Here is a 12,584-nt window from a genome sequence, read left to right as displayed (position 1 = left end):
ATCGTCTCGGCGTCGCCTCAGTGCCCGTCGTCGCGCTCGTCGCGTTTCTCGTGGTGCTTTTCGCTCTCGGGTTTCTCGTCCCCGAAGCGGCCCAGGGGGTCGTCAGTGATCTCGCCCATCTCCAGGGCGTCCGCCGGACGTTCCAGGGCGGGGAGCGGCTCCAAAGCGTCCCAGGGGACCTGGATCCCGCGCAGGTCCTCGCGGATCCGGACGGCGAGCTTTCTCGTCTCACTGCGGTTCATGGCCGCCCCGACGGCGGCGCCGATCAGGAACGGCACCAGGTTCGGCATGCTGCGGACCATCCGCTTCATGATCCGCTGCCGCAGGTCCCGCTTCATGCGGCTGTTCAGCGCCGTGCTCAGCGTCGACGGCTTGGTCGCGTCGATCCCGCGCTCCCCCGACCACGAGTGGAGGTACGCGGTGCTGCGCTGCTTGAGGTTGCCGGGCGGCCGTACGCCGTAGACCTCGTGGAGTTCGGCGATCAGCTTCAGCTCGATCGCCGCGACGCCGGTGATCTCGGCGGCCAGTTCCGTCGGCATGGCGGGCGGCACGGGAAGCATCGCCGCCGCGCCGATGCCCGCTCCGACCGTCGCCGTCGCCTTCGCCGCGCCCGCGACGAGTCTGTCCGCGAGCTCTTCGGGCCCAAGGCCCGGGAACTGCCTGCGGAGCGTCGCCAGGTCCCGTACGGGGACGCGCGGGGCCAGTTCGATGATCCGGTCGGCGAGATGGGCGAGGCCGGCCCGGGCCCGGACCGAGCCCTTGCGGGCACTGTCCATGGCCCGCTCCCGGAGCGTCCCCGCCGTCCGGGCGACGGATACGGGGACGTCCACGGACGCCGGAAGGTCACTCCGGTCCGCTGCCGGTTCGAGCGAGGCCGCCCCCGTACTGGTTGAGCCTCGCTCGTCGTCACGCGCGCCGTCTTGCGGGCCGTCGATCGGCCCTTCGTCCGCTTTCCGTTTGGAGAAGCGGCGCTTCCAGGGAGGGGTCGAGCCAGTCACGGCCGACCCCGCCTCAGTCGCAGTCGCGGCAGATCGGCTGGCCGTTCTTCTCCCGGGCCAGCTGGCTGCGGTGGTGCACCAGGAAGCAGCTCATGCAGGTGAACTCGTCCTGCTGCTTCGGGAGCACTCGTACTGCCAGCTCCTCGTTCGAGAGATCGGCGCCGGGCAGCTCGAGGCCCTCTGCGGCCTCGAACTCGTCGACGTCCACTGCGGAGGCCGACTTGTCGTTCCTCCGAGCCTTCAGCTCTTCGAGGCTGTCCGAGTCAACGTCGTCATCGGTCTTGCGTGGAGTGTCGTAATCGGTTGCCATGTCGCTCTCCCCCTCTGGGTGTCTGCGGTGTCTCCAGCGCACGTAACGCGTGAGAGGCCGGACTTGTGCCCGACCTGAGGCGGAGATTTTGCCTCACATCAAGGTCTGTTACTCAATCGACACCCAACCGGACTCCTCACGAGTGATCGGCTTGGATGGCGATGGGGACCGTACACGGTCCGAATGCCGCACTTCAAAGGCGTCTCACCGTGTACTTCCCGTGATCAAGACCCCCGAAAACCGGGATTTTCCCGGCTTTCCGACAGGACCATGATCACGGAGAGTAGATGGCCGGAAAAGCGTGCCTGTGATCGATCACACACGGGACACGCGCGGTGCGATGTCGAAAATTCAGCGCAAAGCGAACATCCCCATGTTCCGCCGAGTTGATCGGCGACATGATCTCAGATGGGCAGCGTGACTCGCATCACGAGCCCACCCCCTTCCCGCGGCTGTGCGTAGATGTGCCCGCCGTGCGCCCGGGCCACCGACCGGACGATGGACAGACCGAGTCCGACGCCCTTGTCGCTCCCCGTGCGCTCGGTGCGCAGCCGCCGGAACGGCTCGAAGAGGTTGTCGATCTCGTACGCCGGCACGACGGGGCCCGTGTTGGAGACGACCAGGACCGCCTGGCCGTGCTGGACCTCGGTGGTGACCTCGACCCAGCCGCCCTCGGCCACGTTGTAGCGCACGGCGTTCTGCACCAGGTTGAGCGCGATCCGCTCCAGCAGCACGCCGTTGCCCTGGACGACCGCGGACTTCTGCTCGCCGCGGATGCGCACCCCCTTGGCCTCGGCCTCGCCGTGCACCTGGTCGATGGCCTGCCCGGCCACCTCGGCGAGGTCCACCGGGCCCCGCTCGACGATCTGGTTGTCGCTGCGGGCGAGCAGCAGCAGGCCCTCGACGAGCTGCTCGCTGCGCTCGTTGGTGGCCAGCAGCGTCTTGCCGAGCTGCTGGAGTTCCACGGGCGCGCCCGGGTCGGACAGGTGCACCTCGAGCAGCGTGCGGTTGATCGCCAGCGGCGTTCTCAGCTCGTGCGAGGCGTTGCCGACGAAGCGCTGCTGGGCGGTGAAGGCGCGCTGGAGCCGCTCCAGCATGTCGTCGAAGGTGTCCGCCAGCTCCTTCAGCTCGTCGTCCGGGCCGTCCAGCTCGATCCGGCGGGACAGGTCCGAGCCCGCCACCGCGCGGGCGGTACGGGTGATCCGGCCCAGCGGCGACAGGACGCGGCCGGCCATGGCGTAGCCGAAGGCGAAGGCGATGACCGCCAGCCCGAGCAGGGCCAGGAGCGAGCGGCTGAGCAGGTTGTCCAGGGCGGCCTGGCGCTGGTCGTTCACGCACTGGTTCATGGCGTGGTTGAACTCGCTGGGCGAGGCCTGGTCGGGCAGGTTGCAGATGTCGCTGGTGACCTTGCCCTCGACGATCTTGAACGGCAGCTCGCTGCCCACGTTCAGCGCCTCCGCGGCCAGCAGGTAGATGATCGACAGCAGCAGGATGCCGGCGATCAGGAACATGCCGCCGTAGAGCAGCGTGAGCCTTATGCGGATGGTCGGGCGCAGCCAGGGGAACGGCGGCGCTGGTCGCCGGGGATCCCAGGTGGGCTTCGGGGGCGCCTGAGGGGGCGCGGGAGTGGTGGCCACAGTCGATCAGATCCGGTAGCCGGAGCCGGGGACGGTGACGATCACGGGCGGCTCGCCGAGCTTGCGGCGCAGGGTCATGACCGTCACGCGGACGACGTTCGTGAACGGGTCGGTGTTCTCGTCCCAGGCCTTCTCCAGCAGCTGCTCCGCCGAGACGACGGCGCCCTCGCTGCGCATCAGCACCTCCAGGACGGCGAACTCCTTGGGCGCGAGCTGGACCTCCTTGCCGTCGCGGAAGACCTCGCGGCGGTTGGGGTCGAGCTTGATCCCGGCGCGCTCCAGGACCGGCGGCAGGGGCACGCTGGTGCGCCGGCCGAGGGCCCGCACGCGCGCGATGAGCTCACTGAACGCGAACGGCTTGGGCAGGTAGTCGTCGGCGCCGATCTCCAGGCCCTCCACCCGGTCGCTGACGTCACCGGAGGCCGTGAGCATCAGCACGCGCGTGGGCATGCCGAGCTCGACGATCTTGCGGCAGACGTCGTCGCCGTGCACGAGCGGGAGGTCGCGGTCGAGGACGACCACGTCGTAGTCGTTCACGCCGATGCGCTCCAGGGCGGCCGCACCGTCGTACACGACGTCGACGGCCATGGCCTCCCGGCGCAGCCCGGTGGCCACCGCATCGGCGAGCAGTTGCTCGTCCTCGACGACGAGTACGCGCACGTCCCTGGTCCTTCCTCATGTCCTCCCGCGTAGCGCCGCACAGGCGCAGACGGGCAGGGGTCTTCGACGGTTCGTTGGTGTGTTGCCCTCCATCCTGCCCTTTTCGGCCATAAGTCGGAGGTAAGGCGGGTGAGGGGACGGGGCCCGAGGCGGAATAAGAGATTTTCTCCTCCGGTTAGGTTTCCACGGAAGGGAGCTTGGGGAGGACGGCTTTACATCCCACGATCACGCTCTGCTTGTACCGCACCACCATGCGGTGCGGCTCAACCCGCTTCCGCAGGGCGGGCGTGGGTGTCCGGCACCGTCGCCGCCCAGCTGAGCGGCGCTGGGCATCCACCGGAGACGTGATCGTCCCTTCCGAACGGCACACCCCCGTGCCATCGACCCACGACCCAGGACGAGGGGGCGCAGCATGGACGCATTCACCGCAGGACTTCTGCAGCGCATAAGGGCGACCGAGTCCGATCTGTCCCGGGCTCGCGACGAGGGCGACGACTTCCTCGTCGAGGTGGAGCAGGGCGAGCTCGACGACCTGCGCCGTCTCGCCGCCGAGCACGGTGTGGAGGTCGGCGCGACGAGCGTCTGATCAGGCCGTACGAAGCGGGTCCCGGCGAATCCAGCGCCGGGGCCCGCTTCGTCGTGTTGCGGCCCCGTTCACTCGGTGTCGGGTGCGCCGTCGGCCGTCGTACGACTGCGGGTGCGTCACCGGCTGTCGTACGACGGCCGGGCCGTCCTCAGTGGTGCCAGGTCCCGAAGTCAGTCGTGCCAGGCCCCGAGGTCCTCCAGCAGGCGCTGGAGGGGCTCGAAGACGCCCGGGCTACCCGCGACTGTCAGATCCCCCGACGGACGCTCTCCGGGGCGTCCACCGGTCAGCGCGCCCGCCTCCCGGGCGATCAGGTCGCCCGCCGCGAGGTCCCAGGCGTGCAGACCGCGCTCGTAGTAGCCGTCGAGGCGTCCCGCGGCCAGGTCACACAGGTCGACCGCCGCCGAACCGCCGCGCCGGATGTCGCGCAGCAGCGGGATCAGCCGCCGGGCGACCTCGGCCTGGTGGGTGCGGACTTCGGCCACGTAGTTGAAGCCCGTCGAGACCAGCGCCTGGTCCAGGGGCGGCGCGGGGCGGCAGGCCAGCCTGCGCTCGCCGTCCCAGGCCCCGGTGGCCCAGGCTCCGCCGCCGAGCACCGCGTGGAAGGTCTCGCCGCGCATCGGGGCCGTGACGACTCCGACCACCGTCTCGCCGTCCTGCTCGGCGGCGATGGAGACGGACCAGGTGGGCAGCCCGTACAGGTAGTTGACCGTGCCGTCGAGCGGGTCGATCACCCAGCGGACGCCGCTGGTGCCCTCGGTGGTGCCGCCCTCCTCGCCGAGGATGCCGTCGTCCGGGCGGCGCTCGGCGATCAGGCCGGTGATCAGCTTCTCGGCCGCGATGTCCATCTCCGTGACGACGTCGATGGGGCTGGACTTGGTCGCGGCCACCGCGAGGTCGGCCGGGCGCCCGTCCCGCAGCAGCGCGCCCGCGCGGCGAGCGGCCTCCTGGGCGAGTTCGAGCAGGTCCTTGTGCAGGGGGTCGGTCACGGGGCTCCTCACGCGTAGGTGCTGTCGGCGCCCGCGGCGGCGGGGCGGGGGGCACGGGCCGGGCAGCAGCCGACCGGGCAGAGGTGGTGGCTGGGCCCGAGGGCGCCCAGGGCGCAGGGGGTGACCTCCTGCCCGCGCTCGACGGCGGCACGCTCCACGACGAGCTCCCGGATCGCGGCGGCGAACCTCGGGTCGGCGCCGACGGTGGCGGAGCGGCGCATCGGCAGCCCCAGCTCCTCCGCCTTGGCCTCGGCCTCCGTGTCGAGGTCGTAGAGGACCTCCATGTGGTCGGAGACGAACCCGATGGGGGCGATCACCACGGCCGGGACACCTGCCGCGTGCCGCTCCTCCAGGTGGTCGCCGATGTCGGGCTCCAGCCACGGGATGTGCGGGGCGCCGGAGCGGGACTGGTAGACGAGCTGCCAGGGGTGGTCGACGCCGGTGCGCTCACGGACGGCGTCCGCGATCAGCTGCGCCACGTCCAGGTGCTGCCTGACGTACGCGCCGCCGTCGCCGTGGTCCTCGACGGGCCCGGAGGTGTCGGCGGAGGCCGTCGGGATCGAGTGCGTCGAGAAGGCGATGTGCGCCCCGTCCCGGACGTCCTCGGGCAGCTCGGCGAGGGACCGGATCACCCCGTCGATCATGGGTTCGAGGAACCCCGGGTGGTTGAAGTAGTGCCGCAGTTTGTCGATCTTCGGCAGCTCCAGCCCCTCGGCCTCGAGGGCGGCGAGCGAGTCGGCGAGGTTCTCGCGGTACTGGCGGCAGCCCGAGTAGGAGGCGTAGGCGCTGGTGGCGAGGACCAGGATGCGCCGGCGGCCGTCGCTGACCATTTCGCGCAGCGTGTCCGTCAGATACGGCGCCCAGTTGCGGTTGCCCCAGTAGACCGGCAGGTCCAGGCCGTGGTCGGCGAAGTCCTTGCGCAGCGCGTCCAGCAGGGCGCGGTTCTGGTCGTTGATGGGGCTGACCCCGCCGAAGAGGAAGTAGTGCTGCCCGACTTCCTTGAGGCGTTCCTTGGGGATGCCGCGCCCCCGCGTCACGTTCTCCAGGAACGGGACCACGTCGTCCGGGCCTTCCGGGCCGCCGAAGGAGAGCAGGAGCAGGGCGTCATAGGGGCTGACATCGCGCGCGTCTGGCATGAGTCGATCCTGCCACCCGGCACTGACAGCCGGGAAACGGCGGGGTGACACCCGCGCGGCGGACGGCCCGAAGTGGGTCTGGCCGGGTGCGTCGGGCGCACCCCGGGGCGTAATCTGTGTCGACTGCGTTCGCAGCTTACTGAGCCTCCCGGAGACCCCGTGCCCAGCCCCTACCGCGCCCTGTTCGCCGCTCCCGGCAGCAAGGCCTTCTCCGCCGCGGGCTTCCTCGGCCGTATGCCGCTGTCGATGATGGGCATCGGCGTCGTCACGATGGTCTCCCAGGTCACCGGACGCTACGGCCTGGCCGGCGCCCTGTCGGCCACCATCGCGCTGGCGGCGGCGGTGGCCGGACCGCAGGTCTCGCGACTGGTGGACCAGTACGGACAGCGGCGGGTGCTGCGGCCGGCCACGCTGATCTCGCTGGCCGCGGCGGCCCTCCTGCTGTTCGCGGCGCACTACGGGTGGCCGGACTGGGTGCTGTACGTGGCGTGCGTCGGCATCGGCTGCGTGCCGAGCGTCGGCGCGATGATCCGGGCCCGCTGGGCGGCCCTGTACCGGGGCACGCCGCAGCTGCACACCGCGTACTCCTTCGAGTCCGTGGTGGACGAGGTGTGCTTCATCTTCGGGCCGATCATCTCCATCGGCCTGTCCACGGCCTGGTTCCCGGAGGCCGGCCCGCTGCTCGCCGCCTGCTTCCTGGCCGTCGGTGTCTTCTGGCTGACCGCGCAGCGCGCCACCGAGCCGGAGCCGCATCCGCGCGAGCACCGTGGCGGGGGCACGGCCATGCGCTCGCCGGGCCTTCAGGTCCTGGTGGCCACCTTCGTGGCGACCGGGGCGATCTTCGGGGCGGTCGACGTGGTCACCGTGGCCTTCGCCGACGAGGAGGGGCACAAGGCCGCCGCGAGCGTCGTCCTCGCGCTGTACGCGGCCGGTTCCTGCGCGGCGGGCATGATCTTCGGCCTGCTGCACTTCGCCGGAGCGCCGGAACGCCGGTGGCTGCTGGGCGTCTGCGCCATGGCCGTGAGTATGATCCCCCTCCTACTGGTCGGAAACTTGCCGTTTCTGGCCGTGGCGCTGTTCGTTGCGGGTCTGTCCATCGCGCCGACGATGATCACGACGATGTCCCTCATCGAAGAGCACGTACCACGCGCGCAGCTCACCGAGGGCATGACCTGGGTGAGCACCGGGCTCGCGGTGGGGGTCGCCCTCGGCTCCTCCGCGGCCGGCTGGGTGATCGACGCGGCCGGGGCGCGTGCCGGGTACGGGGTTCCGGCGGTGGCCGGGGCCGTCGCGGTCGCGGTGGGTTTCCTCGGATTCCGTCGGCTCAAGCGGCCGGCTACGGGTCGGGGAGGCTCCGTTGAGCAGCACAGCGAACGGAAAGAACGGCACGTGGCGTAACTGGGGCGGCAACGTCTCCGCGCGGCCCGCGCGGGAGGTCACCCCGGCCTCCGTCGACGAGCTGGCCGCCGCCGTGCGGCGGGCCGCCGAGGACGGCCTGAAGGTGAAGGCCGTCGGCAGCGGGCATTCCTTCACGTCCATAGCCGCGACGGACGGTGTGTTGATCCGCCCTCAACTGTTGACCGGCATACGCGACATCGATCGCGAGGCCATGACCGTCACGGTGGAGTCCGGCACCCCGCTCAAGAGACTCAATGTCGCTCTGGCGCGCGAGGGACTGTCGCTGACGAACATGGGCGACATCATGGAGCAGACGGTCTCCGGCGCCACCAGCACCGGAACGCACGGCACGGGCCGCGACTCCGGCTCGATCGCCGCCCAGATCAAGGGCCTGGAGCTGGTCACCGCCGACGGCTCGGTCCTCACCTGCTCCGAGAAGGAGAACCCGGAGGTCTTCGCGGCCGCCCGCATCGGCCTCGGCGCCCTGGGCATCGTCACCGCGATCACCTTCGCCGTGGAGCCGGTCTTCCTGCTCACGGCCCGCGAGGAGCCGATGCCGTTCGACCGGGTCCTCGCCGACTTCGAGGAACTCTGGGCCGAGAACGAGCACTTCGAGTTCTACTGGTTCCCGCACACCGGGAGCACCAACACCAAGCGCAACAACCGCAGCGCGGGTCCTGAGAGGCCGGTGCCCCGGCTCCAGAGCTGGTTCGAGGACGAGTTCCTGTCCAACGGGGTCTTCCAGGTGGCGAACTGGGTCGGCCGCGCGGTGCCCGCCACGATCCCCGCGATCGCCCAGATCTCCAGCAAGGCCCTGTCCGCGCGGTCCTACACCGACATCCCTTACAAGGTCTTCACGTCTCCGCGCCGGGTGCGCTTCGTGGAGATGGAGTATGCCGTTCCGCGCGCGGCCGTCGTCGAGACGCTGCGCGAGCTGAAGACGATGGTCGACCGCTCCGGCCTGAGGGTCAGCTTCCCCGTGGAGGTGCGCACCGCTCCGGCGGACGACATCACCCTGTCCACCGCGTCGGGCCGGGACACCGCGTACATCGCCGTCCACATGTTCCAGGGCACGCCCTACCAGCGGTACTTCACAGCGGCCGAGCGGATCTTCACCGCCCACGAGGGCCGTCCGCACTGGGGCAAGGTGCACACCAGGGACGCCGAGTACTTCTCCCGGGTGTATCCGCGCTTCGGCGAGTTCACGGAGTTGCGGGACCGTCTCGATCCTGACCGGCGGTTCCAGAACGACTACTTGCGGAGGGTTCTGGGGGCGTAGGCGACGCATTGGGGGGTTGTGTTCCCCGGAGCCTCGCTCCCCCGGTCGTGGCGTCGCCCTCACCGCAGGAGCTCCCGCACAAGGCCGTTCAACTGCACAAGAAGAGGGCGCGTGTCCGGAAGTGACAGTTCCGCTTCTGGAGATTACGTGAAGTTCCCCACGTTCAAGATCAAGAAAAGCGGGGAGGGGCGACCAAGTCCGTCCCCCCGCCAGAAGTTGGACGGCGCGCCAATCCACGCACGTGGCCCAAATGGAGTACTGTGGCGAGCCCTGGGTCCGGTCTCCTGTCAGGGTGTACGGGGCCTTTAAGGACCGCCGGGAGGGGGCTAGTTGCACAGGGTGACAGAGTTCGTCACTTAGCGTTGCGAATAGGTAACCGTGCCATAACGGCGATCCAGGGCCCGCGCCCGACACGCCGGGCAACTCGGCAAGGTTGTGGCAGGCTGCACCCGGGCAGGCCACACTCGACTAGCGGAAGCAGCGACGCACGTGACGTCGGCAGGCACCACCCGGGAGGTCCCCATGCCCGAACTGCGTGTCGTGGCCGTCTCGAATGACGGCACACGGCTGGTGCTGAAGGCTGCGGACAGCACGGAGTACACGCTTCCGATCGACGAACGGCTCCGCGCCGCCGTGCGCGGCGACCGTCCTCGCCTCGGCCAGATCGAGATCGAGGTGGAAAGCCACCTCCGCCCCCGCGACATCCAGGCGCGTATACGTGCCGGCGCGACCGCGGAAGAGGTCGCGCAGATGGCAGGCATCCCGGTCGACCGGGTCCGCCGCTTCGAGGGTCCGGTGCTGGCCGAGCGCGCGTTCATGGCCGAGCGGGCCCGCAAGACCCCGGTCCGCCGCCCCGGCGAGAACTCCGGTCCGCCGCTGGGCGAGGCCGTGCAGGAGCGGCTGTTGCTGCGCGGTGCCGAGAAGGACACCGTCCAGTGGGACTCGTGGCGTCGCGATGACGGCACGTGGGAAGTCCTGCTGGTCTACTGCGTCGCGGGCGAACCGCACTCGGCGAGCTGGACGTACGACCCGCCCCGGCGGCTCGTCCAGGCCGTCGACGACGAGGCGCGCATGCTCATCGGCGAGACCGACGACCTGGCCGCGCCCGAGCCCAGCTTCCCGTTCGTCCCGCGGATCGCCCGGCTGCCGCGCGACCGGCCGCTGGACCGTTCCGCCGACCGTGAGCGGCCCAGCCTTCCGCCCGCGGCGTCCGAGCCGGTGGAGGAGAGCGCGGGTGAGCGGGACTCGCTGACCAGCCTGCTGGAAGCGGTGCCGAGCTTCCGCGGCGACCTGGTGGTGCCGGAGCGCCCGGCACCGGAGCCCGAGGAAGAGCCCGTCGCCGAACCCGAGGAAGAGGAGCCCCCGGCTCCCGCCGCCTCGGCCGGTTCCGCCTACGCGGACGTTCTCATGCCGCGCTCCGTCGGCAGCCACCGCGACCGGCTCATCGGCGCAACCGACCGCCAGGCCGAGGCCGACGGTGTCCGACCAGGGCGCAGAGCCGCCGTCCCGAGCTGGGACGAGATCGTGTTCGGGACACGGCGCAAGAAGCAGGAGTAGCCGGATCGGCTTCGGCTTCGGCTTCGGCTGTACGAGGATGCTGTACGAGGACGAGGGGCCGCGCCTTCCGGGCGCGGCCCCTCACTCATGAGGGGTCAGGGCTACCGGGGGTCCGGTCCCACCGCCACCGGCCGGTCCGGGTCCGAGGACCACTCCGACCACGAACCCACGTACAGCTCCGCCGGAATGCCCGCGACCGCCAGCGCCAGGACCTCGTGGGCCGCGGACACCCCCGACCCGCAGTACACACCGACCCGCGCGTCCTCGGTCACGCCGAGTCCCTCGAAACGCGCGCGCAGTTCCCCGGCGGAGAGGAAACACCCGTCCGCCCCCACGTTCTCCGTGGTGGGGGCCGACACCGCGCCCGGGATGTGCCCGGCCACCGGATCGATCGGCTCCACCTCCCCCCGGTACCGCTCCCCCGCCCGCGCGTCCAGCAGCACCCCGGACCGCGCCAACTCCGCGGCGGCGTCGGCGTCGAGCAGGCCTCCCGGCCCCGGCTCGGGCACGAAGTCGCCCTCGGCCGGTGTCGGCACGGTCTTCTCCAACGGTCCTTCCCAGGCCGGCAACCCGCCGTCGAGGACCCGCACGTCCGGGTGACCCGTCCAGCGCAGCAGCCACCACGCCCGGGCCGCCGCCCAGCCCTGGCTGCCGTCGTAGACGACCACCGGCGTCCTGGACGACACTCCCGCCCGGCGCATCGCGGCACCGAAGCGCGCGAGGTCGGGCAGCGGATGCCGGCCGCCTTCCCCCGGCTCCGAGGCCAACTCCCGGTCCAGGTCGACGAAGACGGCCCCGGGGAGGTGCCCTGCCTCGTACGCGGCCCGGCCGTCGTACGGCGGCTCACCAGTCGCCTTGGCCGCGGTGAGCTGCCAGCGGACGTCGAGCAGGACGGGCGGGCCGGCGTCCGCCAGGTCGCTCGCCAGGTCGGATGCGGAGATGATGGCGTTCATGGCTCCATCCTCGCGCACAGGGGTGGCCGAGCCGTCCGGGTCCGGCTGCTCTGCTCGGCCGAGCCGGGGTCATCACGCGGTGTACGGGAACAAGCACATCCTGTACAGCTGAACGACACGTGCCGACAAGCGCGCCGCAAGGGACAGCGCACCGCACATCAGGCATTCTCCCGGACGGGGGCCGCCCCGCAGGGCGTGCCCACGAGGGCTGCGCAGAGCACGCCCACCGCGAGGCCGAGAAGAGAGTGACGATGACCGACGCACGGGAGTCAGCCGGCCCGAACGGCCCAACACCCGCTCGGCACGCGCCCGGCACGCCCTGCTGGGTGAGCCTGATGGTGCACGGGCCGGCCGCGACCCAGGAGTTCTACGGAGCGCTGTTCGGCTGGGAGTTCCAGCCGGGCCCTCAGCAACTCGGCCCGTACGTACGGGCGCTGCTCGACGGGCACGAGGTGGCGGGGATCGGCCGGCTGCCGCCGGACCGCCATCTGCCCATCGCGTGGACCCCCTACTTCGCCTCGGAGAACGTGGATCTGACCGCCGAGACGGTGCGCAGCTGCGGCGGCACGATCGGCGTGGGCCCGCTGGACGCCGCCGACGCGGGCCGCCTGGCGATCGGCTCCGACCCCTCGGGGGCGGTCTTCGGCGTGTGGCAGGCCGCCGCGCATCTCGGCACATCCGTCTCGGGCGTCCCCGGCACGCCCGCCTGGAACGAGCTGCTGACCTTCGAGTCGGCGACCGTCGCCAAGTTCTACCGGACGGTGTTCGGCTTCCAGGAGGAGCCAGTGGTGTCCGCCGACTTCGACTACGTGACCCTGAATCTCGGGGGCGCGCCCGTCGTAGGCATCCACGGGCTGGGGCAGGCCCTGCCCCGCGATCGGGGCCCGCACTGGGTGACGTACTTCCAGGTCGCCGACGTCGACGACGCCCTGGACAGCCTGGTGCATCTGGGCGGGCAGGTCCTCAAGCCCGTCCATGACACCGCGCACGGGCGGGTGGCGGCGGTGGCGGATCCAGAGGGGGCGCGCTTCGCGCTGTTGCAACGGCGGGGCTGACGGTCTGCCGGCCCGGCCCGCCTGAAAGC

General features: G+C 71.0%; 12 protein-coding genes. 5 read left to right on the top strand and 7 right to left on the bottom strand.

Going from position 1 to position 12,584, the window contains the following annotated elements:
- Window positions 1-17: 17 nt before the first annotated feature.
- From ABFX81_RS00575 to ABFX81_RS00560, 4 genes are all read right to left on the bottom strand, one after another.
- Window positions 18-998: a hypothetical protein gene (locus ABFX81_RS00575; protein ID WP_086854894.1), complete on the bottom strand. Its 981-nt coding sequence runs from the start codon at window positions 996-998 to the stop codon at window positions 18-20.
- 13 nt (window positions 999-1,011) lie between these two features.
- Window positions 1,012-1,308, bottom strand: coding sequence for a DUF4193 domain-containing protein (locus ABFX81_RS00570; protein WP_003993510.1), 297 nt, complete (start codon window positions 1,306-1,308; stop codon window positions 1,012-1,014).
- A 404-nt stretch (window positions 1,309-1,712) separates the two neighbouring features.
- The gene (locus tag ABFX81_RS00565) at window positions 1,713-2,945 is read right to left on the bottom strand and encodes an ATP-binding protein (RefSeq protein ID WP_086854895.1); all 1,233 of its coding nucleotides are present in this window, start codon (window positions 2,943-2,945) and stop codon (window positions 1,713-1,715) included.
- A gap of 6 nt (window positions 2,946-2,951) precedes the next feature.
- Window positions 2,952-3,605 carry a response regulator transcription factor gene (locus ABFX81_RS00560; RefSeq protein ID WP_003993508.1) on the bottom strand — a complete coding sequence of 218 codons (654 nt, stop codon included), beginning with the start codon at window positions 3,603-3,605 and terminating at the stop codon, window positions 2,952-2,954.
- 412 nt (window positions 3,606-4,017) lie between these two features.
- Between ABFX81_RS00560 and ABFX81_RS00555 the strand changes: the two genes are divergently transcribed.
- Complete coding sequence (locus ABFX81_RS00555) at window positions 4,018-4,191, top strand: hypothetical protein (RefSeq protein ID WP_010035018.1); 174 nt, start codon at window positions 4,018-4,020, stop codon at window positions 4,189-4,191.
- Between the two features lie 170 nt (window positions 4,192-4,361).
- Here ABFX81_RS00555 and ABFX81_RS00550 read toward each other — a convergent pair whose 3' ends face one another.
- Both ABFX81_RS00550 and ABFX81_RS00545 read right to left on the bottom strand, forming a co-directional pair.
- Window positions 4,362-5,177, bottom strand: a complete 816-nt coding sequence (locus ABFX81_RS00550; RefSeq protein WP_086854896.1) for an inositol monophosphatase family protein — start codon at window positions 5,175-5,177, stop codon at window positions 4,362-4,364.
- Window positions 5,178-5,185: 8 nt separating this feature from the next.
- Window positions 5,186-6,313, bottom strand: a complete 1,128-nt coding sequence (locus tag ABFX81_RS00545) for a ferrochelatase (RefSeq protein WP_086854897.1) — start codon at window positions 6,311-6,313, stop codon at window positions 5,186-5,188.
- Between the two features lie 159 nt (window positions 6,314-6,472).
- On the opposite strand from ABFX81_RS00545, the gene ABFX81_RS00540 reads away from it, so the two are divergent.
- The 3 genes from ABFX81_RS00540 (at window position 6,473) to sepH (ending at window position 10,547) form a co-directional block, all read left to right on the top strand.
- The gene (locus tag ABFX81_RS00540) at window positions 6,473-7,711 is read left to right on the top strand and encodes an MFS transporter (RefSeq protein WP_086854898.1); all 1,239 of its coding nucleotides are present in this window, start codon (window positions 6,473-6,475) and stop codon (window positions 7,709-7,711) included.
- Entirely contained in the window at window positions 7,671-8,990 is a 1,320-nt protein-coding gene (locus ABFX81_RS00535; RefSeq protein ID WP_086854899.1) for a D-arabinono-1,4-lactone oxidase, read from the top strand. Before ABFX81_RS00540 ends, ABFX81_RS00535 begins: the two co-directional genes overlap by 41 nt.
- 522 nt (window positions 8,991-9,512) lie before the next feature.
- Entirely contained in the window at window positions 9,513-10,547 is a 1,035-nt protein-coding gene (gene sepH / locus ABFX81_RS00530; protein ID WP_086854900.1) for a septation protein SepH, read from the top strand.
- Between the two features lie 101 nt (window positions 10,548-10,648).
- On the opposite strand, the gene ABFX81_RS00525 is transcribed toward sepH, so the two are convergent.
- Window positions 10,649-11,500: a rhodanese-like domain-containing protein gene (locus ABFX81_RS00525; protein WP_086854901.1), complete on the bottom strand. Its 852-nt coding sequence runs from the start codon at window positions 11,498-11,500 to the stop codon at window positions 10,649-10,651.
- Window positions 11,501-11,751: 251 nt separating this feature from the next.
- Between ABFX81_RS00525 and ABFX81_RS00520 the strand changes: the two genes are divergently transcribed.
- On the top strand, window positions 11,752-12,555 hold the full coding sequence (locus ABFX81_RS00520) for a VOC family protein (protein ID WP_086854902.1): 804 nt from the start codon (window positions 11,752-11,754) through the stop codon (window positions 12,553-12,555).
- Window positions 12,556-12,584: the final 29 nt, after the last annotated feature.

The sequence above is a fragment of the Streptomyces coeruleofuscus genome (genome assembly GCF_039532725.1).
Classification (GTDB): Bacteria; Actinomycetota; Actinomycetes; order Streptomycetales; family Streptomycetaceae; genus Streptomyces; species Streptomyces coeruleofuscus.
This window is presented reverse-complemented; position numbering and strand designations above follow the sequence as displayed.

What these genes read in the sequence shown, in the direction of transcription:
- ABFX81_RS00570 (WP_003993510.1), bottom strand. Translation starts at nt 1,308, where the DNA reads ATGGCAACCGATTACGACACTCCACGCAAGACCGATGACGACGTTGAC.
- ABFX81_RS00555 (WP_010035018.1), top strand. Translation starts at nt 4,018, where the DNA reads ATGGACGCATTCACCGCAGGACTTCTGCAGCGCATAAGGGCGACCGAG.
- ABFX81_RS00545 (WP_086854897.1), bottom strand. Translation starts at nt 6,313, where the DNA reads ATGCCAGACGCGCGCGATGTCAGCCCCTATGACGCCCTGCTCCTGCTC.
- sepH (WP_086854900.1), top strand. Translation starts at nt 9,513, where the DNA reads ATGCCCGAACTGCGTGTCGTGGCCGTCTCGAATGACGGCACACGGCTG.
- ABFX81_RS00525 (WP_086854901.1), bottom strand. Translation starts at nt 11,500, where the DNA reads ATGAACGCCATCATCTCCGCATCCGACCTGGCGAGCGACCTGGCGGAC.
- ABFX81_RS00520 (WP_086854902.1), top strand. Translation starts at nt 11,752, where the DNA reads ATGACCGACGCACGGGAGTCAGCCGGCCCGAACGGCCCAACACCCGCT.